The organism is Nonomuraea solani, assembly GCF_900108335.1.
GTDB classification, from domain to species: Bacteria; Actinomycetota; Actinomycetes; order Streptosporangiales; family Streptosporangiaceae; genus Nonomuraea; species Nonomuraea solani.
In genome coordinates this window covers 425,599-445,653 of sequence record NZ_FNVT01000002.1, presented here as the reverse complement: position 1 = coordinate 445,653, position 20,055 = coordinate 425,599, and the positions used below count along the sequence as shown (strand labels likewise).

The window sequence follows — 20,055 nt, the reverse complement described above, 5'->3', positions numbered from 1 at the left end:
CTTAAGGCCAGACTGCCCGAGTGGAAGTCAGGTGCCCGGTATGTTCGGAGACTGACCAGGTCGTCGCGGTTCCTGGGGCGGTCGCCGCCGGGACCACGTACAAGATCGGGCGGGTCAGGTTACCGGGGGCGCGCGAGGTCGCCGATCTGCCCATGGCCGCGACCCTGGGCGCGTCGAAGCATGTCATGAGCCGTACGCAGCTCGCGGTCTGGCTGTCGTTCCCGAGCAGGCACTACACGCCGTGGGCCAGGAACCAGGGCTACGTGCTGCTGCTGGTGGCGGCCCTGGTGCATCTGGTCGTGTCGCTGGTGATCGCGATGGGGCAGGACCCGAAGTGGGGCGAGGTGCTCCTCGCCCCGTTCTGCCTGACGGGCCTGTTCTGGGGCTTCGGGCTGCTCAACGTGCTGGGTTCGTACGGCGCCCGCAAGCGCGACCACGTCGAGGCCCCGGCCAGGGAGCAGGCCCTGGCCGTCTGGGAGAAGCTGGCCTACTGCGCCCGCGACAACGTCGCCTTCGAACCGGGGGTCGGCGTCTCGTTCCATCCGAGCGAGACGCGCGAGTACATCTTCGGTTTCCGGGGCAACGGCCGCCAGGAGCGCTAAAGGGAGGGCCGGCCCCGTTCCTCGGCCACCAGCCGGACACAGACGGCCAGGCCGTCGATGGCCTGCTCCAGCTCGTCCAGCTCGGGGTAGGTCGGCGCGATCCGGATCGTCCGGTCGTCCGGGTCGTCGCCGTAGGGGTGGGTGGCGCCCGCCGGCGTCAGCGCGATGCCCGCCGCCTTGGCCTTGGCCACGACCTCGGCCGCGTGCGGCACCTCCAGGCTGATGAAGTAGCCGCCCTTCGGGCTCGTCCAGGTGGCCAGGTCGCCCAGCCGCTCGGTCAGCACCTTGTCCACCAGCTCGAACTTCGGCCCGATCAGCTCGGCGTGCCGGCGCATGTGCGCGGCCACACCCTTGGCGTCGCGCAGGAACTCGACGTGGCGGAGCTGGTTGATCTTGTCGGGGCCGATGGACTGCTTCGAGGTGTTGTGCAGGAACCACTTCACGTTCGCCGGTGAGGAGCCGAAGAACGACACCCCCGAGCCCGCGAGCGTCACCTTGGAGGTGGAGGCGTACACGAACACCCGGTCGGCGTTGCCCCGCTCGGCGCTGAGCGCCAGCAGGTCGGCCAGCTCGGCGGGCTCGTCGGTGAGGTGGTGCACCGCGTAGGCGTTATCCCAAAAAATCCGGAAATCGGGGGCGGCGGTCGGCATGGCGGCCAGCCTGCGCACCGTCTCGTCGCTGTAGACGACGCCCGACGGGTTGCTGTACTTCGGCACGCACCAGATGCCCTTGACGCTCGCGTCCTCGGCGACCAGCCGCTCGACCACGTCCATGTCGGGGCCCTCGGCGTTCATGGGCACCGGCACCATCTTGATCCCAAAGCGCTCACAAATCGTGAAATGCCGGTCATATCCGGGGACCGGGCACAGGAACGTGATCTCCGGCTCCTCCACCCACCGGCGCTCGGCGCCCGGCAGCGGCGTCAGCAGCGCGTGCACGATCGTGTCGTGCATCAGGGCCAGGCTGGCGTTCCCGCCGACCACGATCTGCTCCGCGGGCACCTGGATCAGCGGCGCGAACAGCTCGCGCAGCTCGGCCAGGCCCTGCAGGTTGCCGTAGTTGCGGCCGTCGGTGCCGTCGGCCGCCCGGTAGGACGCCGGCAGTTTGAGCAGATCGTCGGAGAGATCGAGCTGGCGCGGCGACGGCTTGCCTCTGGTGAGGTCGAGCGAGAGCCCTCGCTGGACGAGGGCGGCGTAGTCACGCTGAGCGGTCACGAGCTTCTCCTCCGAGTCGGTTCGGTTCGAAGGATAGAAGATGTCATCAGGTGAACAGGTAAGCATCCGCAATCTGGACAGGCCGCCGATCAAAGCTCTCGGCGGTGAATGTTAAAGAACTGCTTCCCCCACGGCGATCGTTGGCGTGGAATGGGTAGATCGGGGCAGGCAAAACTCCGCGCTGGAGGGAGCAGCCGTGACGACGGTTCGAGAGACCTCGATCGAGCAGGTCAGGCGCCGCCGTACCGGGACCGTCATCGCGTCCTGGATGTCGACGACCGACCACAAGGTCATCGGCTACCTCTACCTGATCACCTCGTTCGGGTTCTTCCTCGTGGCCGGGGTCATGGCCATGCTCATCAGGGCCGAGCTGGCCGCGCCCGGCATCCAGATCGTCAGCCAGCAGCAGTACAACCAGCTCTTCACCATCCACGGCACGGTCATGCTGCTGCTGTTCGCCACCCCGCTGTTCGCCGGGTTCGCGAACGTGGTCATGCCGCTGCAGATCGGCGCGCCCGACGTGGCGTTCCCGCGGCTGAACGCGGTGGCGTACTGGCTGTTCCTGTTCGGCGGGCTGATGGTGGTGGCCGGGTTCTTCACGCCGGGGGGCGCGGCCGACTTCGGGTGGTTCGCGTACACGCCGCTGTCGTCGTCGATCTTCTCGCCGCAGATCGGCGCCGATCTGTGGATCATGGGGCTGGCGCTGTCCGGCCTCGGTACGATCCTCGGCGCCGTCAACTTCATCACCACGATCATCGGCATGCGGGCACCCGGCATGACCATGTTCCGGATGCCGCTGTTCACCTGGAACGTGCTGCTGACCAGCATGCTCGTGCTGATGGCGTTCCCGGTGCTGGCCGCGGCGCTGCTGGTGCTGGAGTCCGACCGCAAGTTCGGCACGCAGGTCTTCCTGTCGGAGAACGGAGGCGCGCTGCTCTGGCAGCACCTGTTCTGGTTCTTCGGCCATCCCGAGGTCTACATCATCGCGCTGCCGTTCTTCGGGATCATCTCCGAGGTCATCCCGGTGTTCAGCCGCAAGCCGCTGTTCGGCTACATGAGCCTGATCGGCGCCACCATCGCCATCGCCGGGCTGTCGATGACCGTGTGGGCGCACCACATGTTCCCCACCGGGCAGGTGCTGCTGCCGTTCTTCTCGTTCATGACGTTCCTCATCGCGGTGCCGACGGGCGTGAAGTTCTTCAACTGGATCGGCACGATGTGGCGGGGCCATCTGAGCTTCGAGACGCCGATGTTGTTCGCGATCGGGTTCCTGGTGACGTTCCTGCTCGGCGGGCTCACCGGGGTCATCCTGGCCTCGCCGCCGCTCGACTTCCACATCAGCGACACCTACTTCGTCGTCGCCCACTTCCACTACGTGGTCTTCGGCACCGTCGTGTTCGCCATGTTCTCCGGCTTCTACTTCTGGTGGCCGAAGATGACCGGCCGGCTGCTCGACGACAGGCTCGGCAAGGTGCACTTCTGGACGCTGTTCATCGGCTTCCACACCACGTTCCTGGTGCAGCACTTCCTCGGCCAGATCGGCATGCCCCGGCGTTACGCCGACTACGGCGCGGCCGACGGCTTCACCACGCTCAACGAGATCTCCTCCGTCGGCGCGTTCCTGCTCGGCGCCTCGACGCTGCCCTTCCTCTACAACGTCTTCAAGACCGCCAGGCGCGCGCCCAAGGTCACGCTCGACGACCCGTGGGGCTACGGCAACTCGCTGGAGTGGGCCACGAGCTGCCCGCCGCCGCGGCACAACTTCACCCGCATGCCGCCGATCCGCTCCGAACGGCCGGCCTTCGACCTGCACTATCCGCACGAGCGGCCGGACGAGACCCCCAAGGTCGAGCAGGACGAGACCGCCGAGGTGCCCCCGCGCCAGGACGAACCCGGCTGACCCTTTCCCGAACGTGATCGCGGTGCTTGTGTGGAGATGACGTTTCGCCCATCTAAGGAGATCGGCGATGACAGGCACGAAGATTCCCTTCGACCCCGAGACGGCCCCCTGCGGCAAGAAGTTCGGCGGTGAGCGTCTCGTCGACGACGACGGCTACGGCCTGGTGATCCGGGACCAGTTCTTCGAGTGCGGCTGCCGCCGGATCCGGCACGAGTACCACGACGGAAGCATCCACCTGTCCGCCATCCGCCATGACGGCAAGCGGGTGAAGGACCCGATACAACCCGACCACGGGAAGTGACTCAATGATCGATGTGCTCATCGTCGGAGGAGGCGGAGCGGGCCTGCGGGCGGCCATCGCGGTCGCCGAGACGGACCCGTCCCTCAAGGTGGCGGTCGTGTCGAAGGTCTATCCGATGCGCAGCCACACCGTCTCCGCCGAGGGCGGCGCCGCCGCGGTGATCGGCCTCGGGGACACCCTCGACGAGCACTGCTACGACACGGTCTCCGGGGGCGACTGGCTCTGCGACCAGGACGCGGTCGAGGCGTTCGTGGCCGAGGCCCCCGAAGAGCTGATCCAGTTGGAGCACTGGGGCTGCCCGTGGAGCCGCGAGAGCGACGGCCGCGTCGCGGTCCGCCCGTTCGGCGGCATGAAGAAGATGCGCACCTGGTACGCCGCCGACAAGACCGGCTTCCACCTGCTGCACACGCTCTTCCAGACCACCCTGAAATACCAGGACGTCATCAGGTACGACGAGTGGTACGTCACCAAGCTGGTCGTCGACGACGGCCGCGTCCACGGCGTGGTGGCCGTCGAGATCAGGACCGGCCGCATCGAGACCATCCCGGCCAGGACCGTCATCCTGGCCACCGGCGGCTGCGGCAAGGTCTTCCCCTTCACCACGAACGCCGCCATCAAGACCGGCGACGGCATGGCCCTGGCCTACCGCGCGGGCGCGCCGCTGAAGGACATGGAGTTCGTCCAATACCATCCGACCGGCCTGCCGTTCACCGGCATCCTCATCACCGAGGCGGCCAGGGCGGAGGGCGGCTGGCTGATCAACAAAGACGGCTACCGCTACCTTCAGGACTACGACCTCGGCACGCCCACACCCACGCCGAAGCTGCGCAGCATGGAGCTCGGCCCGCGCGACCGGCTCTCCCAGGCGTTCGTGCACGAGCAGCACAAGGGCCGCACCGTGGACACCCCGTACGGGCCGGTCGTCTATCTGGACCTGCGCCACCTCGGTGAGCGCAAGATCGACTCGCGCATCCCGTTCGTCCGCGAGCTGTGCAGGAGCTACCAGAACCTCGACCCGGCCACCGACCTCATCCCGGTACGCCCGGTCGTGCACTACATGATGGGCGGCGTCCACACCGACATCGACGGCGCCACCCCGATCGCGGGACTGTACGCGGCCGGGGAGACGGCCTGTGTGAGCATCAACGGAGCCAACCGGCTCGGCTCCAACTCGCTGCCCGAGATCCTCGTCTTCGGCCGCCGGGCCGGGATCGCCGCCGCCGCGTTCGCCACGTCGCACCGGGAGGCGGAGGCGGCCGCCGTACACAGTCAGGGGGAGGACGAGCGGCGGCGATTGGAACGCGCGCGCGAGGGCAGCAGGCACGGTGAGCGCATCGCCGACCTGCGCGAGCAGATGCAGCACACGCTCGAAGGGGCCGCCGGCATCTACCGCACGGGCGACGTGCTGACCAAGGCCGTCGACACGCTCGCGGACCTGCGCGAGCGCGCCGAGGAGGCCCGGGTCGAGGACAACAGCACGACCTTCAACACCGAGCTGATCAACCTGCAGGAGCTGCACACCATGCTGGAGGTCGCGCAGACCATCGTGGCCTGCGCGCTGAACAGGCAGGAGTCGCGCGGCGCGCACCAGCGCACCGACTACTCCGCCAGAGACGACGACGCCTACCTGGCGCACTCGCTCGTGCACCGCGCACCCGACGGCACGCCGTCCGTCGGGCTGCTGCCCGTGACGATCACCCGCTGGCCTCCGGGAGAAAGGGTTTACGGCCGTGACTGACACCAGCGAAGCGGTACGGCAGGCGGCGGGCACGCGCACGATCCGGGTGGAGGTCTCCCGCTATCGGCCCGGCGAGGACACCGAGCCGGTGCTCCAGGGCTACGACGTGCCGCTCATGACCGACTGGGCGGTGCTCGACGGGCTCAACTACATCAAGGACCAGCTCGACGGCAGCCTGTCCTACCGCTGGTCGTGCCGGATGGGCGTGTGCGGCTCGTGTGGCATGACCGTCAACGGCGAGCCCAGGCTGACCTGCGGCACCTTCCTCACCGAGTACGGCGACGGGCCTGTGCGCATCGAGCCGCTGAAGGGCTTCCCGGTCATCAGGGACCTGGTGGTGGACATCGACGACTTCCTGGGCAAGCTGTCGTCCGTGCGGCCCTGGCTGATCAGGGAGGGCGAGGAGCTGCCGCTGACCACCGAGTACGCCCAGACGCCCGAGCAGTTGGAGGCGTACAAGCAGTACAGCATGTGCATCAACTGCCTGCTCTGCTACTCGGCCTGCCCGGTCTACGTGCTCGACCCCGACTTCCTCGGCCCGGCCGCCATCGCGCTGGCCCAGCGCTACAACCTGGACTCCCGCGACATGGGCGACCGGTTCGACGTGCTCAACCTCGACGAGGCGGTGTGGGGGTGCACGTTCGTCGGAGAGTGCACCCGGGTCTGCCCCAAGCACGTGGATCCGGCCGAGGCCATCCAGCGCTACAAGCTGACCGCCGCGCTGCGCTCGGTGCTGCCGTGGAGCAAGGGGAGCAAGGGGAGCAAGCGGTGACGGCCGGCGATCGGGCCACCGCCTACCGGCCCCGGCGCGACCCGCTGTGGTTCGCCCGCACCCGCACCTACACCCTCTTCGTGCTGCGCGAGCTGACCAGCGTCTTCGTGGCCTGGTCGATCGTGTTCCTGCTGATGCTGGTCGACGCGGTGCTCGGCGGGAGCCTGGAGCGCTTCGCCGACCTGGCCGCCCGGCCCTGGATGATCGCCGTCAACGTGGTGGCGCTGGCCGCGACCGTCTTCCACACGATCACGTTCCTGAACCTGGCGCCGAAGGCCACCGTGGTGCGCCTCGACGGCTACCGGCTGCCCGCCTGGATGATCCAGGGCGGCAACCACTCGCTCTGGCTGGCCGTTTCGGCCGTCATCGCCTTCTTCGTCCTGCGGGGGTTCCGGTGAAGCGCACGCTGGAGCCGTACCTGTGGCTGCTGTTCAGCGGCGGGGGAGTGGTGGCGGCGCTCGTGCTGCCGGTGCTGGTGCTGCTGTTCGGGGTGCTCATGCCGCTCGGCGTGCTCGACTGGCCGGCCGCCGGGCACCTCCAGGGGCTGCTGGGCAACGTGCTCGTACGGCTGGCGCTGCTCGTCGTGGTCGTGCTGTGCCTGTTCCACGCCGCGCACCGGATCCGTCACACCAGCGAGGAACTGCTCGGCATCGCCAGGTTCGACCTGGTGATCGCGATCCTCTGTTACGGGGCCGCCATAACGGGCGGGATTTACGCCGCAGTACTGATGTTCTGAAATGTCGTGGTTTGATCACGTTTCGACAACGTACTTTACGGCCCCTTTACTCAGCCTCTAGCGTCCGGCATTGCATACCCCATGGCCATTGCGCCCGGCGACCCCGGGCAGAGAGGGTTCCTGGTGCCCAGCACAAAGCGCCTGTTAGCAACACTTCCGGCGGTCGCCCTCCTCGGCGTCGCCCTGTCCGTGCCCGGTGCTCAAGCGTCCTCCGTGGCGAACTACGAGCCCGCCGCCTCCGACTTCTACATCAACTACGCGCCCCCGCGCGACGCGAAGGACCCGGCCGACCCCAAGGTCACCGACGGGCAGGCCCGCTCGCTCACGCAGGCGGAGAAGTTCGACCGGAAGTTCACCAGCGGAAACCCGGCCGCAGGGCGCATTCTGGCCGCCCGCGAGGCCCAGGCCGTCAAGACCGGCCGCAACCCCGCCGAGTGGATGAAGAAGGCCGACCAGACCCGCACGGCCAAGCTCCTGACGGTTTTGGTCGAGTTCAACGACCAGGCCAACGACGACTTCTCGGGCTTCAGGCGGCCGCGTACGACCGACAGCGACGGCAACGACTGCGTGACCGAGCCGCCGGGCACGCTCAAGAACGGCCCGCTGCACAACAACATCCCCGACCCGGCCACGCTGCCGCACAAGGACAACAACTCCTTCTGGGTCGACGACTTCAGCACCGCGCACTTCAACAAGATGCTCTACACGGACACGGGCATCACCGAGCGCGTCCGCCCCGACCTGAAGGACCCGCGCGACGGCAAGCCCGGCATCGACATCTCCGGCTTCACGATGAAGAAGATGTACGAGGAGATGTCGAAGGGCGCCTACTCCGTCACCGGCTCGGCCGTCGGCTGGATCAAGGTCCCGCACTCCGAGGCCTGGTACGGCGCCGCCGCCTGTGGCGCGGCGCCCCAGGACATGTCCGGCCACCCGGACAACGAGCTCGGCGCCCAGCAACTCGCCATCGACACGGTCAACACCCTGGCGCAGTCGCAGCCCAACTTCCCGTGGGCCGACTACGACCTTGAGGACATCTCCGACTCCGACGGCGACGGCAACCACGTCGAGCCCGACGGCGTCATCGACCACCTGGTGCTCGTGCACGCCGGCAAGGACAAGTCCTCCGACGGCGGCGCCGAGGGCACCTACGCCATCTGGGCGCACTCCAGCGCGGTCGCCGGCGGCTACAAGGTCCCCGGCACCGACAAGAAGATCTCGAACTACATCGTGCAGCCCGAGGACTCCGGCGTCGGCGTCTTCGCCCACGAGTACGGCCACGACCTCGGCCTGCCCGACCTGTACGACACCTCGGGCCAGGCCAGCTCCGCCGTGGACTTCTGGGACCTGATGTCCAGCGGCTCGCACTCGGGCCCGATCTTCCAGTCGATGCCGAGCCATATGGGCCTCTGGGACAAGTGGGTGCTCGGCTGGGCGAACCCGAAGACGTTCGATCCCGGTGACGCCGCCCAGCGGGTCACGGTCGGCCAGACCTCGCGCACGCCCAAGGACACCGAGGACGGCATCCGGGTCAACCTGGCCTCCGAGCCGTCGAAGATGATCGACGTCCACAGCGGCTCGAACGCCTGGTGGAGCGGCCTGGACCAGGACTGGGCCAACCTCTCGCTGACCCGCGACCTGGCCGTCCCGGCCGGTGGCGACCTCAAGCTGTGGATGTGGAACAACTACGAGATCGAGGCCGACTGGGACTACGGCTTCGTCGAGGTCTCCACCGACAACGGCGAGACGTGGGCCCAGCAGAAGGTCTACGACGAGGCCGGCAACGAGGTCTCCACGCCGGACGACTATCCGGACCCGAACAAGAACCTCAAGACGTTCGGCGACAAGAAGTACGGCCTCACCGGTGACACCGGCGGCGCCTGGCGGCACGACTACGTCAACCTGACGCCGTTCGCCGGGAAGACGGTCAAGGTGCGACTGGCGTACAACACCGACGCCGCCTTCCAGATGCGCGGCTGGCACGCCGACGACTTCCAGCTCACCAACGGCGGCACGGCCGTCTGGAGCGACGACGTCGAGGGCGGCGACAACGGCTGGGTGGCCGTCGGCGGCACGTTCACCAACACCTCCGGCCAGGGCTGGACCCGCAACAACGGCGAGCGGGAGATCTCCCGGTTCTACCTCGCCGAGTGGCGCAACTTCGACGGGTTCGACCAGGGCCTGAAGTACGCCTACGACACCGACTACTCCCGCGACGGGGCGTGGAAGGTGCAGAAGCTGGCCTACAACGCGCCGGGCCTGCTGGTGTGGCTGCGCGACTCGACGTACATCAACAACAACATCGCCGACACCCTCAGGAACCCGCCGAGCCTCGGCCCGAAGGGCAGCCTGCTGGTCGTGGACTCCCACTACGACCCGCTCCGGCGGACCGGGACCGCGGCCGCGAAGGACCCGACGCTCAACAAGAACCTCCAGGGCCGTGTGCAGACCTCGGACGCCGCGTTCGGCTTCGGCCGTCCGTATCCGTTCAGGGAATGCCTGGAGGCGCCGGATGAGCCGTTCAGTGAATACTGCACGGACTTCCCCGGCGGCCGGGCCGTCTCGGACTTCACCGACGCCAAGACCTGGTACCCGGGCCTCGAAGTGATCGACGGCACGCTCTACTACCGCGACGCCGACGCCTCCGTGGTCGTGCCGTCCAAGGGCGACCAGCCCTACACCACCCGCGTGGTGAACAAGAACGGCACCCCGGCCACCAACCTGTACGGCCAGGTGGCCGCCGGCTCCGTGCTCGGCACCGGTAACCCCGGTGACGCGGGCAAGGCTCTGGGCGTGGAGTTCAAGCTGGTGAAGCCGCTGCTCAACAACCTTGGGGCCGTCGTCGACGTGGTCCCGCCGAAGAACTGAGTCGAACGGGGCCGCCGGGACGTCCCGGCGGCCCCGCCTTTGCGGATACAGGCAGCTATTTCTGCACCTACGATTGATGACCATGAGCGAACTGCGCACCAAAGACGAGCACACCGAGGCGATCCGGCGGGATCGCCGGGTGGCGGTGGTGGTGAACACTCGCTCGCGCCGTGGCCGCCGGCACTACTTCGAGGTCATCGACCACATTCACAACCTCGGTTTCGAACCGCTGGTCGAATTGTCGGTCTACAACCCCAAGAGGCTGCGCGACCTGCTCGACACGGCCCTGGCCACCAACCCCGACCTGCTCATCGTGGGCGGCGGCGACGGCACGCTGTCGTCGGCCGTGCGCCATGTCGCCCACCGCGACGTCGCGCTCGGCGTGCTGCCGCTCGGCACCACCAACAACTTCGCCCGCAGCCTCGGTCTCCCGCTCGACCTGGCCGGTGCGATCGGGGTGTTCCTCACCGGCAAGGTGGCCGACATCGACCTCGGCATGGCCGACGACCGGCCCTTCGCCAACCTGGCCAGCTTCGGGGTGTCGGTCGAGGTGGCGCACAAGGTCAAGCCGTGGCTCAAGCGCATCGTGGGCCGCCCGGCCTACCCGATGACGGCCCTGACGATCCTGCCGGGCCACCGGCCGTTCCGGGCCTACATCACGGTGGAGGGCCAGCGCCACGAGCTGCTCACCCACCAGCTCAACATCGCCAACGGCCGCTTCCACGGCGGCTGGCAGGTGGCCAGAGACATCAGCATCGACAACGGCATGCTGGTGGCCTACCAGCTCGGTTCGGGCAAGAAGCTGCGCCTGCTCGGCGAGACCCTGATCAGGGCGACCACGGGCCGCTGGCGCAGCATGGCGGGCGGGCCGTTCGTGGTGGGCAGGGAGATGCTGCTGGAGACCGACCCGCCGATGGCCGCCGACGTGGACGGCGAGGTGCGGTTGCGCACCCCCATCAGGCTCCGCGTGGTCCCCAACGGGGTGCGCGTCATGGTCCCCGCCGCCTTCGAGGACCGCTGACCGTTCACGTCAGGTTTCGGTAGGCGGGGCCGAGCGTGCGCGCGAGGTCGCCGGGCGGCGGGAAGACCCGCAGCAGCAGATCGGGAGCGGCGGCCGACGGGCGCCGTTCGGGGCGGTGCGCGGTGGCGCCCGGCGCGTAGAAGTCGGCCAGCCGGTCCGCGAACGGCACGTCCGCCACCGCCAGCGGATCCGCCGCCGGCTCGTCGGCCAGCGAGCCGAGCAGTTGCTCGCGAGTGCGCCCCCGCCAGGCCAGCACCAGGAACGGATCGTCGTCGAACGACTCGGCCAGCAGGTAGAGCACGGCCGACAGGTGCTTGCACGGAAAACCCCAGTCGGGACACGAGCAGTCCATGTCCAGATCGCGCGGGAACAGGTCGATCCCCAACGCCGCGAACAGCTCCTCGATCTCCGTCGGCATCTCGCCCGCCAGGAGCTTGGCCCGGTAGACGGCCTGCGCCGCGATCGACTCCTCGATGGTGCTCCAGCGCGCCTCGCCGTACGCCTCGACCCTGATCACGATCCGGTACGGGTCTCGCCGCGACCCCTGCACCGCCGCCCTGACCTCACCCGCGGCCAGGTCGATGGAGAGCACCTGGCCCTGACGGGCGTAGGCCCGGCCGCGCGACAGGCGGCCCTTGTCGCAGATGCGCTCCAGGATGTCGATGAACCGGCGCGACCACCAGGTGGAGCCGATGCTGCCGCGCTGCGAGCGCGCCTTGAGCCCGCCCTCGACCTTGATCGGCCGGCCGCCGTCGTACCAGCCCGCCATGCTCAGCCCACCCCCTCGGCCGTCAGCGTGAACACCTCGCGCAGCTCGGCCGTGGACAGGTCGGTCAGCCACTCCTCGCCGGTGCCGACCACGCGCTCGGCCAGCGCCTTCTTGCGCTCGATCATCTGGTCCACCCGCTCCTCCAGCGTGCCGCCGCAGATGAGCTTGCGGACCTGCACGTTCTTGCGCTGCCCGATCCGGAACGCGCGGTCGGTGGCCTGGTCTTCGACGGCCGGGTTCCACCAGCGGTCCACGTGGACGACGTGGTTGGCGGCCGTCAGGTTGAGGCCGACGCCGGCGGCCTTGAGCGAGAGCACGAACAACATCGGCTCGGGGTCGTGCTGGAACCGGTCGACCAGGCGGTCGCGCGTCTTCTTCGGCAGGCCGCCGTGCAGCCACAGGACCGGCCGGTCGAGGCGCTGGGCGAGGTAGGGCTGGAGCATCGTCCCGAACTCGGCGTACTGCGTGAACAGCAGCGCCTTCTCGCCCTCGGCCAGGATCTCCTCCGACAACTGCTCCAGCCGGGCCAGCTTGCCCGAGCGGCCGGCCAGGAGCGAGCCGTCCTTGAGCAGGTGGGCGGGGTGGTTGCAGACCTGCTTCAGCTTGGCCATGGCCGCCAGGACCAGGCCCCGCCGCTCGATGCCCTCACTGCTGTCGATCTTGGCCAGCATGTCGTCCACGACCGCCTGATAGAGCGTGGCCTGCTCGGTCGTGAGAGGGCACCACTCCTTGACCTCGATCTTGTCCGGCAGGTCGGAGATGATGGACTTGTCGGTCTTGAGGCGGCGCAGGATGAACGGGCCCGTCGCCCGTTTGAGCGCCTGGGCGGCCTGCTCGTCCTGGCGGGCCTCGATCGGCTCCTGGAACCGGGTCCTGAACCGTGCCCGCGGGCCCAGCAGCCCCGGGTTGGCGAACTCCATGATCGACCAGAGCTCGGCCAGGTGGTTCTCGACCGGCGTGCCGGTCAGCGCGAGCCTGGTGCCCGTGGGGATCGACCGTACGGCCTGGGCCTGCAGCGTGCCGCTGTTCTTGATCGCCTGGGCCTCGTCGCAGACGACCCTGCGCCACTCGTGCGCCTTGAGGGTCTCCAGGTCGCGGTAGGCGGTGCCGTACGTGGTGATCACCAGGTCGGCGCCGTCGATCTCGGCGGCGTCGCGCCCGCTGCCGTGGTGCACGTAGACCCGCAGCCCCGGCGCGAACCTGGCCGCCTCCCGCTGCCAGTTGCCGATCAGCGACATCGGGCACACCAGCAGCGTCGGCGCCCCGGCCCGCTCGCGGCCCGCCGTCTCTGCCCGCTCGTGGACCAGCAGCGCCAGTGTGGTGATCGTCTTGCCGAGCCCCATGTCGTCGGCCAGCACCCCGCCCAGGCCCAGCTCCGACAGGAAGCTCAGCCAGGCCAGCCCCCGCTCCTGGTAGGGCCGCAGCGTGGCGTCCAGGCCCGCCGGGGTGACCAGCGGGGTGAGCCGCCGCTCGGCCTGCCCGGACAGCAGGTCGCCGAGCACGCCGTCGGCGTCGATCTCCAGCAGCGGCAGCTCGTCGTCGCCCTGGACGACCTCGCGCAGGATGTCGGCGGCGCTCGCCTCACCCGTGCGGCCGCTCTCCACGGCCTTGAGCGCCGCCTTGAGCTGCCTGTCGTCCAATTCCACCCACTGGCCGCGCACCCTGACCAGCGGAACCTTGAGCCGGGCCAGCTCGGCCAGCTCCTCCTCGCCGATCGTCTCGTCGCCCACCGCCAGGTCCACCCGGAAGTCGACCAGCTCCCGCAGCCCGAACCCCTGACTCGTGGCCGCCGCCTGCTTCTTGGTCCTGGTGGTGAGCTTCAGGCCCAGGCGGGTGCGGCCGGCCCAGCGGGGGAGCTGCACCCCGAACCCGGCCGCCTGGAGCAGCGGCGCGGCCTGCCGCAGGAACCCGAACGCGCCCGCCGTGTCCAGCGTCAGCTCGCTCGGCTCGGGGACCCGGAGGGCGTGGTCCAGCTCGGGATAGAGCCTGACCGCCCGGCCCAGCCCGGCCAGCAACTCCCGCTCAGGACGCCCCGGCAGCCCCGTCGCCCGCTCACCACTCCAGACGACGGCGGCCGGAACGTAGAGGCTGGGGTCGTCGGCGGCCTGCAACGCCAGCTCCACCCGCCAGTCGTCACTGTCGGCGGGCTCCAGCAGGCGGAAACACACGCGGGTCGCGCCCTCGGCGGCCGCCACGGACTCGTGCCACTTCTCCAGCTCCCGGCGCAACTCGGGAACGTCGGGACAGGCCGCGTCCGGACCGGTCAGGGCGGCGAGCCAGCGGTCGTGCGCGGTTCTGGGGGCGGTGACCAGGGGTTCGGTGACCGCCTGGCGTACGAGCGCGTCGGCGAACGTGTCGAGGGCCTCGCGCAGCACCTCCGCCGACGGGCGTTCGGTGCCGGAGGTGCGGCAGGCGGGCGGCATGGCCAGCGCCAGCTCACGGAAGTAGGCGGCATCGGCCCTGGTGAGCACGGCCCGCCACCCCGCCCGCGCGTCGAGCGGCGGAACCACCCACATGTCCGTCTCAGCCCGTGGTCCTTCGGGAGGGATCAGGCAGGGGAGGACCCGGCCCCGGCGGACCAGGTCGCGGGCGAAGGTGGCGACGGTGGCCCAGTGGCGCAGGGTCGCGGTGGCCGCGTGCTCGTCGAGGAGCCGGAGCGCCTGTGCGGCGGGCGGGACGACGGCGGGCACCTGCCACGGACGCAGCCGCGGCCGGGTCACCTCGGCCAGGCGGCCGGTCTCCGGCGAGGGCAGCGGCTCGGCGGCCGAACCGGGCAGCAGCAGCTCCAACGTCCGCGACGGCGCGTCCACCAGCCCGAGCACGGCGGCGACGCCGTCGGCGGGAGCGGCCCAAGGATGCGGGCGCGACGCGGCGGCCCCGCGCGATCTGGGCGTGCTCGGCGAGATGTCCGGGGTTTCCGCCCAGAAGGCGAGCCCGTCGGTCGCCCAGACACCGTGTACCAGCACCCAGGAAGGTTACCCCTGCCAGCGGAAGATCGGTTCCCAGCGTTTAGGATCTTGGCATGCGGTTTTCCGGTGCCGAAGGGAAGTGGAGCGAGCGCCTGGGATCGTTGCGGAACGTCGTCCGGCAGGCCCTGGTCACCCGGCAGCTCATCGAGCACCTCCCCGCCACCTCCTGCCGCATCCTCGACGTAGGCTGCGGCCAGGGCACCCAGGCCCTCAGGATGGCCGCCCGAGGACACCGCGTCACGGCGCTCGACGCCTCCCGCGAGCTCCTCGGCCTCCTGGAGGCCGGGGTCCAGCCGGGCATGCGCGTCCACGTCGTCCAGGCGGAGGCCGAGCGGCTGGGTGAGCTGTTCGAGCCGGGCGGCTTCGACGTGGTCCTGTGCCACGGCGTGCTGATGTACTTCGACGACCCCGGCCCGCTCCTCGCGGATCTGGCCCGCATGCTGGCCCCCGGCGGCCTGCTCTCGCTGCTGGTGCGCAACGGCGACGCCCTGGCCCTGCGCCCGGGGCTGCGGGGTGACTGGGCGGCGGCGCGGCGGGCGTTCGACGGCACGCACTATGTCAACAGGCTCGGCGTCCCGGCCAGGGCCGACCGGCTCGACGACCTGACGGCGCGGCTGGCCGTACCAGGTCTGGAAGTGCGCCGGTGGTACGGCGTGCGCGTGCTCACCGACGCCGTACCCGACGACGCGCCCATCCCCGCCGACCTGGACGACCTGCTCGCGGCCGAGGAGCGGGCGGGCAGGACGGACCCCTACCGGCGGGTGGCCGCCCTGACGCACCTCATCTGTCAGGCCCGGTCCGGCGGCAGCGGTGGCATCGGCGGCAGCGGCAGGCCCTCGGCCTGAGCCAGCGCCACCCACGCCTGGGCGGCGATTCCGGCCAGGCGCTGCTGTTCCTCGCCCGGCTCGTACCATTCGCCGACGGGCGTCTCGGGCAGTTCGCCGCGCAGGTAGAGGGGCAGCGCGACGGACAGCGGGAGCTCCCAGCCGATGCCCACGCCGACCACGCCGTCCTCCGGCAGCAGGTAGTGCTCCAGTTCCAGCATGGTGTGCCCGATCGAGGGGACCGTGAGGCGCAGCTCCACCCGGCTGTCGGGGAGGTCGCCGTACTTCCAGGTGACCGCGAGCAGGTGGGGCCGCTCACAGCGGAGGATCTCGCCGCGCGCGTTCCCCTCGAGCTCGAACGTGCCGCCCGGGCTCAGGTCCCCGCCGACTTTGAGGAACCAGCGGTTCAGCCGGTCGGGTTCCGTGCACGCCGCCCACACGTCCTCGATGGCCGCGTCGTAGCCGCGGCGCAGGACCATGCTCCGCGCACCGTCGCGGCGGCCGATCTCGCGATGGTTGCGGGTGAGCCAGTCGGACATATCTGTCATGCGGGAGAGCTTATATAAGCGGCACCTGAGGTTGTAGGATAACGGTATGAACACTCCCGGATCGTGGTGTGAGCGGCCCAAGCCGCAGGCTCCGTCGTGCGAGCTCCCGTCCCCGTGGAGCAAGCCCCGGCAGCCCGACAACTGGTGTGAGGTCCAGAAGGACCCCATCGTGTCCGTGCTGAAGTTCGTCCTCAAGGCCGCCAGGCGCTAAATAACGGGTGATACAAGGCCATTTGTCTGGGTAGTCGCCTCCTCAGCGGAGGAGGCGAACGTCGTGAACGACACCCACAAACTGGTCAGCGATCTGTCCGAGCAGGTCTCCAGGCTCGTCAAGGACGAGCTTCGCCTGGCCAGGATGGAACTCACGGAAAAGGGCAAGCGCGCCGGCTTCGGCGCGAGCCTGTTCGGTGCGGCGGGATTCGCCGCGTTCTTCGGCGGTGCGGCCCTCGTGGCCGCCGTCGTCATGCTCCTCGCTCTGGTCATGCCCGGATGGGCGGCCGCCGCGATCGTCGCGGGCGCGCTGTTCGTCGCGGCCGCGCTGCTCGGGCTGATCGGTAAGAACCAGGTACAGCGAGCCACGCCGCCGGTCCCGGAGGAGACCATCGCGAGCGTCAAGGCCGATATCGACATGGTCAAGGAGAGGGCACGGCGATGAGTGAGACCGATCCCGGATACAGCGAACAGCATGCCGGAAACGTCGGCGCTCGCCGGGCGACCGTGGGCACGCCGACGGAGCGCGAATCGATCAACGTACCCCCGACGAGGCCGGGCGCGGCGGAGAACGCTCGCGCGGCGGAGGCCGCGCGGCAGGAACACGAAACCTTCATCCCCGAAACCCCCATTCCAGATGAGCGGTCGGAGGCGGCCGAGCACACGCGGACGGAAGAGGAGTCCCTGAAGGGGGCGCGCGGGGAAGACGATGAGGAGGAAGAGGACGACGTGCGCAAGGACATCCAGGAAACGCGAAGAGAGCTGGGCGAGACCGTCAGCGCGCTGGCCGGGAAGGCCGATGTGAAGGGCCGGGCGGGCCACGCGGCGGAGGTGGCCAAGGACAAGGCCGCCGACACGGCGGAGCTCGTCAAGGACAAGGCCGCCGACGCGGCCGAACTCGTCAAGGACAAGGCGGCGGAGGTCGCGGGCAAGGTCCGTGACAACACTCCCGACCAGGTCAAGGACGCCGCCGAGGAGGCCAGGAAGCGCCCCGTGCTGCTCATCGCGGTGGTGGGCGCCGTGACCGCCTTCGTGGTACGCCGCATGATGAGGCGCCGCCGGGCCAACCGGTAGTCACCCGAGAACATGTCCCCCCGAGATGTTCCGGACAAGCCCGCCGAGCTGCCGCGCAGGGCGTGGTGGAAAGTGCTGCGCCGCACGGTCGCCGAGTTCGGCAACGACCGCGTGCAGGATCTCGCGGCCGGGCTGACGTACTACGCCGTCCTGTCCATCTTCCCCGCGCTGCTCGTTCTGGTGTCGCTGTTAGGGCTGATGGGCAGGAAGGACGCGGCCGTGCTGATCGGCGGCCTGGTGGGGCCCGCGCCAGAAGAGGTGCGCCGGCTCATCGAGGAGGGGCTGGACTCGTTGCAGGCCGGCAGCCAGACGGCGAGCCTGGTGGCCGTCGCCGGGCTGCTGGTCGCCCTCTGGTCCGCCTCCGGCTACATCGGCGCCTTCATCAGGGCGGGCAACCAGATCTACGACATCGAGGAGGGCCGCCCGTTCTGGAAGGTGACCCCGCTCAGGATCGGCCTGACGCTGCTGGCCACCGTGCTGCTCGCGGCCGGTTCGATCGCGGTGACGCTGACCGGCGAGCTGGCCGACGCCGCCGGCCAGGCCCTCGGCGTCGGCGGCGCGGTGGTGACGGCGTGGAACGTGCTCAAGTGGCCGGTCATCGCGCTCGTCGCGGCCGGGTTGATCATGGTGCTGTACTGGGCGGCGCCCAACGTGCGTCAGCCCGGCATGCGCTGGATCACGCCGGGCGGGCTGCTCGCGGTCGTGCTGTGGGTGCTCGTCTCCGGCGGTTTCGCCCTGTACGTGAGCTACTTCGGCTCCTACAACAAGACGTACGGGACGCTGGCCGCCGTCGTCGTGTTCCTGATCTGGCTGTGGTTGTCCAACATGGTGCTGCTCCTGGGCGCCGAACTGGACGCCGAGCTCATCAGGGAACGCAAGATCGCCGCAGGACAACCGGCGGGACGGGAGCCGTACGCGGTGCCCCGGGATCCGCCGAAGGCCGATAACCTGCCGGAGTGAGGCGTCTAACGGTCGTGACCGGCCTGCTCGTCCTGCTGACGGCCGGATGCAACGCCGGGTCGGCGGTCAGCGACTACGGCACGGTGATCAAGGGCGCCAAGGGCGCGAGCGTGCGGGTCGACGTCCGGCCGGGTCAGCGGTTCTCGCTGGCCGTGGCCGACAACCCGTCCGTCGGTGACTCCTGGGACCTGGTGGCGGTGCCCGACCCGAAGGTGGCCTCCTACATCAGCGAGGAGCGCCAGAGCGACGGCGACGCACCCGGGTCCGGCGGCACCACCTACTTCGTCTTCAACGGCAAGCGGCCGGGCACGACCGAGATCCGGCTGCGCAACTGCTGGCGATGCGGTCAGGACAGAACGCCCGCCACCGAGGAGAGCAGGCGGCAGTCGGGGGAGGCCGTGTTCGCCGTGACCGTCGCCGGTTAGTCTGGCGATCATGGACTTCATCCGGGTGCGCGCGTCCGCCGACGGTGCGGAGACGATCTCCTACTGGACCGGCGACGTCTACGGCTGGCAGGACGACGACGGTCCGCATCACCTGTTCGGGTTCGAGGGGCTCAACGTGGCCAGGGCGGTCGAAGCCGACGGCGGCTGGCAACTGCTGACCAGGGAGGCCGCCCTCTACCTCGACCCGAAGACCAGGCAGGTGCTCGACTCGTGGGACAACCCGTTGACCGGGCGCGAGGTCGAGGTGCGGCACGTCTTCAACGACCCGGTCAACCAGCGGCTCGGCGCCTACCCGGTGCCCGAGACCCGGCTGGGCGGCCAGGTGGTCTACAACGTGGACATCCGGCTGGCCTACCCCTCGCCGCTCAAGGTGGCCGACTATCCGGAGAACTCGGCGAACGACACCTACCGGGCGCTGGAGTTGTTCCAGTTCTTCGTCGCGGCGGCCGACCTGGAGTCCGGGGTGGCCGACGTGCCGTGCGTGTTCTCGTGGTGCCGGGTCTCGCCGTGGCTGCCGTGGATGGCGATGGGGCCGCGCGGCGGCGGCCTGGTCTACCACTGCCGGGGCGCCAAGGTGAGCGAGGCGCCGGAGCGGTTGCGCGAGCGGGTGGGCGAGCACTTCCTGCACGCGCCCGCCGAGTGGTCGGCGCCCAACGTGACGAGCTGGACGGACTTCGCGGATAAGGTCGGCCCGTGAGCACCGACCTGTTCTGCGAGATCGTCGCCGGGGAGCGGCCCGCCTATGTGGTGAGCTCCGACGAGGTGGCGGTCTCGTTCCTCGACACCCGGCCCGTCTTCAAGGGGCATGTGCTGGTCGTGCCCCGCGTGCACGTCGAGACCCTGACCGACCTGGCCGACGTCGGCCCGTTCTTCGAGCGGGTCCAGGCGATGGCGCGGGCCGTGGAGGAGGGGCTGGAGGCGGCGGGCACGTTCGTGGCCATGAACAACCGCGTCAGCCAGAGCGTCGCCCACCTGCACGTGCACGTGGTGCCGCGCAACAAGAAAGACGGGCTGCGCGGCTTCTTCTGGCCCCGTACGAAATACGACTCCGCCGAGGAGGCCGAGTCGTACGCGGACCGGATCGCCAAGGCGCTCTGAGCTAA

Annotated in this window: 21 protein-coding genes; 17 read left to right on the top strand and 4 right to left on the bottom strand. The window is 69.6% G+C overall.

What is annotated here, in order from left to right; all coding sequences use genetic code 11:
• The first annotated feature begins 20 nt into the window (after positions 1-20).
• Entirely contained in the window at positions 21-602 is a 582-nt protein-coding gene (locus C4V41_RS07705; RefSeq protein ID WP_146103582.1) for a hypothetical protein, read from the top strand.
• On the opposite strand, the gene C4V41_RS07700 is transcribed toward C4V41_RS07705, so the two are convergent.
• Entirely contained in the window at positions 599-1,816 is a 1,218-nt protein-coding gene (locus C4V41_RS07700) for an aminotransferase class I/II-fold pyridoxal phosphate-dependent enzyme (protein ID WP_200823822.1), read from the bottom strand. The genes C4V41_RS07705 and C4V41_RS07700 overlap by 4 nt on opposite strands.
• A gap of 268 nt (positions 1,817-2,084) precedes the next feature.
• Between C4V41_RS07700 and ctaD the strand changes: the two genes are divergently transcribed.
• From ctaD to C4V41_RS07660, 8 genes are all read left to right on the top strand, one after another.
• Positions 2,085-3,716, top strand: coding sequence for an aa3-type cytochrome oxidase subunit I (gene ctaD / locus C4V41_RS07695; RefSeq protein ID WP_235030041.1), 1,632 nt, complete (start codon positions 2,085-2,087; stop codon positions 3,714-3,716).
• A gap of 67 nt (positions 3,717-3,783) precedes the next feature.
• Positions 3,784-4,017, top strand: coding sequence for a hypothetical protein (locus C4V41_RS07690; RefSeq protein WP_103955063.1), 234 nt, complete (start codon positions 3,784-3,786; stop codon positions 4,015-4,017).
• Between the two features lie 4 nt (positions 4,018-4,021).
• Positions 4,022-5,755, top strand: a complete 1,734-nt coding sequence (gene frdA, locus C4V41_RS07685; protein ID WP_103955062.1) for a fumarate reductase (quinol) flavoprotein subunit — start codon at positions 4,022-4,024, stop codon at positions 5,753-5,755.
• The gene (gene sdhB / locus C4V41_RS07680; protein ID WP_200823821.1) at positions 5,748-6,527 is read left to right on the top strand and encodes a succinate dehydrogenase iron-sulfur subunit; all 780 of its coding nucleotides are present in this window, start codon (positions 5,748-5,750) and stop codon (positions 6,525-6,527) included. Before frdA ends, sdhB begins: the two co-directional genes overlap by 8 nt.
• A complete protein-coding gene (locus tag C4V41_RS07675; protein ID WP_103955061.1) occupies positions 6,524-6,925 on the top strand; it encodes a fumarate reductase subunit C in 402 nt (133 codons plus the stop codon). Before sdhB ends, C4V41_RS07675 begins: the two co-directional genes overlap by 4 nt.
• On the top strand, positions 6,922-7,263 hold the full coding sequence (gene frdD / locus C4V41_RS07670; protein ID WP_103955060.1) for a fumarate reductase subunit FrdD: 342 nt from the start codon (positions 6,922-6,924) through the stop codon (positions 7,261-7,263). Before C4V41_RS07675 ends, frdD begins: the two co-directional genes overlap by 4 nt.
• Positions 7,264-7,386: 123 nt before the next feature.
• Positions 7,387-10,131 (top strand): immune inhibitor A domain-containing protein, encoded by a 2,745-nt coding sequence (locus C4V41_RS07665; RefSeq protein ID WP_235029961.1) that lies wholly within the window; start codon positions 7,387-7,389, stop codon positions 10,129-10,131.
• Between the two features lie 82 nt (positions 10,132-10,213).
• Positions 10,214-11,152, top strand: coding sequence for a diacylglycerol/lipid kinase family protein (locus C4V41_RS07660; protein ID WP_103955058.1), 939 nt, complete (start codon positions 10,214-10,216; stop codon positions 11,150-11,152).
• Between the two features lie 4 nt (positions 11,153-11,156).
• Here C4V41_RS07660 and C4V41_RS07655 read toward each other — a convergent pair whose 3' ends face one another.
• Both C4V41_RS07655 and C4V41_RS07650 read right to left on the bottom strand, forming a co-directional pair.
• A complete protein-coding gene (locus C4V41_RS07655) occupies positions 11,157-11,921 on the bottom strand; it encodes an SWIM zinc finger family protein (RefSeq protein ID WP_103955057.1) in 765 nt (254 codons plus the stop codon).
• Between the two features lie 2 nt (positions 11,922-11,923).
• On the bottom strand, positions 11,924-14,887 hold the full coding sequence (locus tag C4V41_RS07650; protein WP_103955056.1) for a DEAD/DEAH box helicase: 2,964 nt from the start codon (positions 14,885-14,887) through the stop codon (positions 11,924-11,926).
• 56 nt (positions 14,888-14,943) lie between these two features.
• On the opposite strand from C4V41_RS07650, the gene C4V41_RS07645 reads away from it, so the two are divergent.
• Positions 14,944-15,735 (top strand): class I SAM-dependent methyltransferase, encoded by a 792-nt coding sequence (locus C4V41_RS07645; protein WP_103955055.1) that lies wholly within the window; start codon positions 14,944-14,946, stop codon positions 15,733-15,735.
• Here the strand turns inward: C4V41_RS07645 and C4V41_RS07640 are convergent.
• Positions 15,678-16,262 (bottom strand): SRPBCC family protein, encoded by a 585-nt coding sequence (locus C4V41_RS07640; RefSeq protein ID WP_160150214.1) that lies wholly within the window; start codon positions 16,260-16,262, stop codon positions 15,678-15,680. The two genes, C4V41_RS07645 and C4V41_RS07640, sit on opposite strands and share 58 nt — an antisense overlap.
• A 46-nt stretch (positions 16,263-16,308) precedes the next feature.
• On the opposite strand from C4V41_RS07640, the gene C4V41_RS61730 reads away from it, so the two are divergent.
• The 7 genes from C4V41_RS61730 (at position 16,309) to C4V41_RS07610 (ending at position 20,050) form a co-directional block, all read left to right on the top strand.
• On the top strand, positions 16,309-16,473 hold the full coding sequence (locus tag C4V41_RS61730) for a hypothetical protein (RefSeq protein WP_160150213.1): 165 nt from the start codon (positions 16,309-16,311) through the stop codon (positions 16,471-16,473).
• Between the two features lie 63 nt (positions 16,474-16,536).
• Positions 16,537-16,917, top strand: coding sequence for a phage holin family protein (locus C4V41_RS07635; RefSeq protein WP_103955053.1), 381 nt, complete (start codon positions 16,537-16,539; stop codon positions 16,915-16,917).
• Complete coding sequence (locus C4V41_RS07630) at positions 16,914-17,546, top strand: DUF3618 domain-containing protein (protein ID WP_103955052.1); 633 nt, start codon at positions 16,914-16,916, stop codon at positions 17,544-17,546. The genes C4V41_RS07635 and C4V41_RS07630 overlap by 4 nt, the downstream gene beginning before the upstream one ends.
• Before the next feature lie 12 nt (positions 17,547-17,558).
• Entirely contained in the window at positions 17,559-18,506 is a 948-nt protein-coding gene (locus C4V41_RS07625) for a YihY/virulence factor BrkB family protein (RefSeq protein WP_103955051.1), read from the top strand.
• A complete protein-coding gene (locus C4V41_RS07620) occupies positions 18,503-18,931 on the top strand; it encodes a protease inhibitor I42 family protein (protein ID WP_103955050.1) in 429 nt (142 codons plus the stop codon). Before C4V41_RS07625 ends, C4V41_RS07620 begins: the two co-directional genes overlap by 4 nt.
• A gap of 10 nt (positions 18,932-18,941) precedes the next feature.
• Positions 18,942-19,649, top strand: coding sequence for a DUF1838 family protein (locus C4V41_RS07615; RefSeq protein ID WP_103955049.1), 708 nt, complete (start codon positions 18,942-18,944; stop codon positions 19,647-19,649).
• The gene (locus tag C4V41_RS07610) at positions 19,646-20,050 is read left to right on the top strand and encodes an HIT family protein (protein WP_103955048.1); all 405 of its coding nucleotides are present in this window, start codon (positions 19,646-19,648) and stop codon (positions 20,048-20,050) included. The genes C4V41_RS07615 and C4V41_RS07610 overlap by 4 nt, the downstream gene beginning before the upstream one ends.
• Positions 20,051-20,055: the final 5 nt, after the last annotated feature.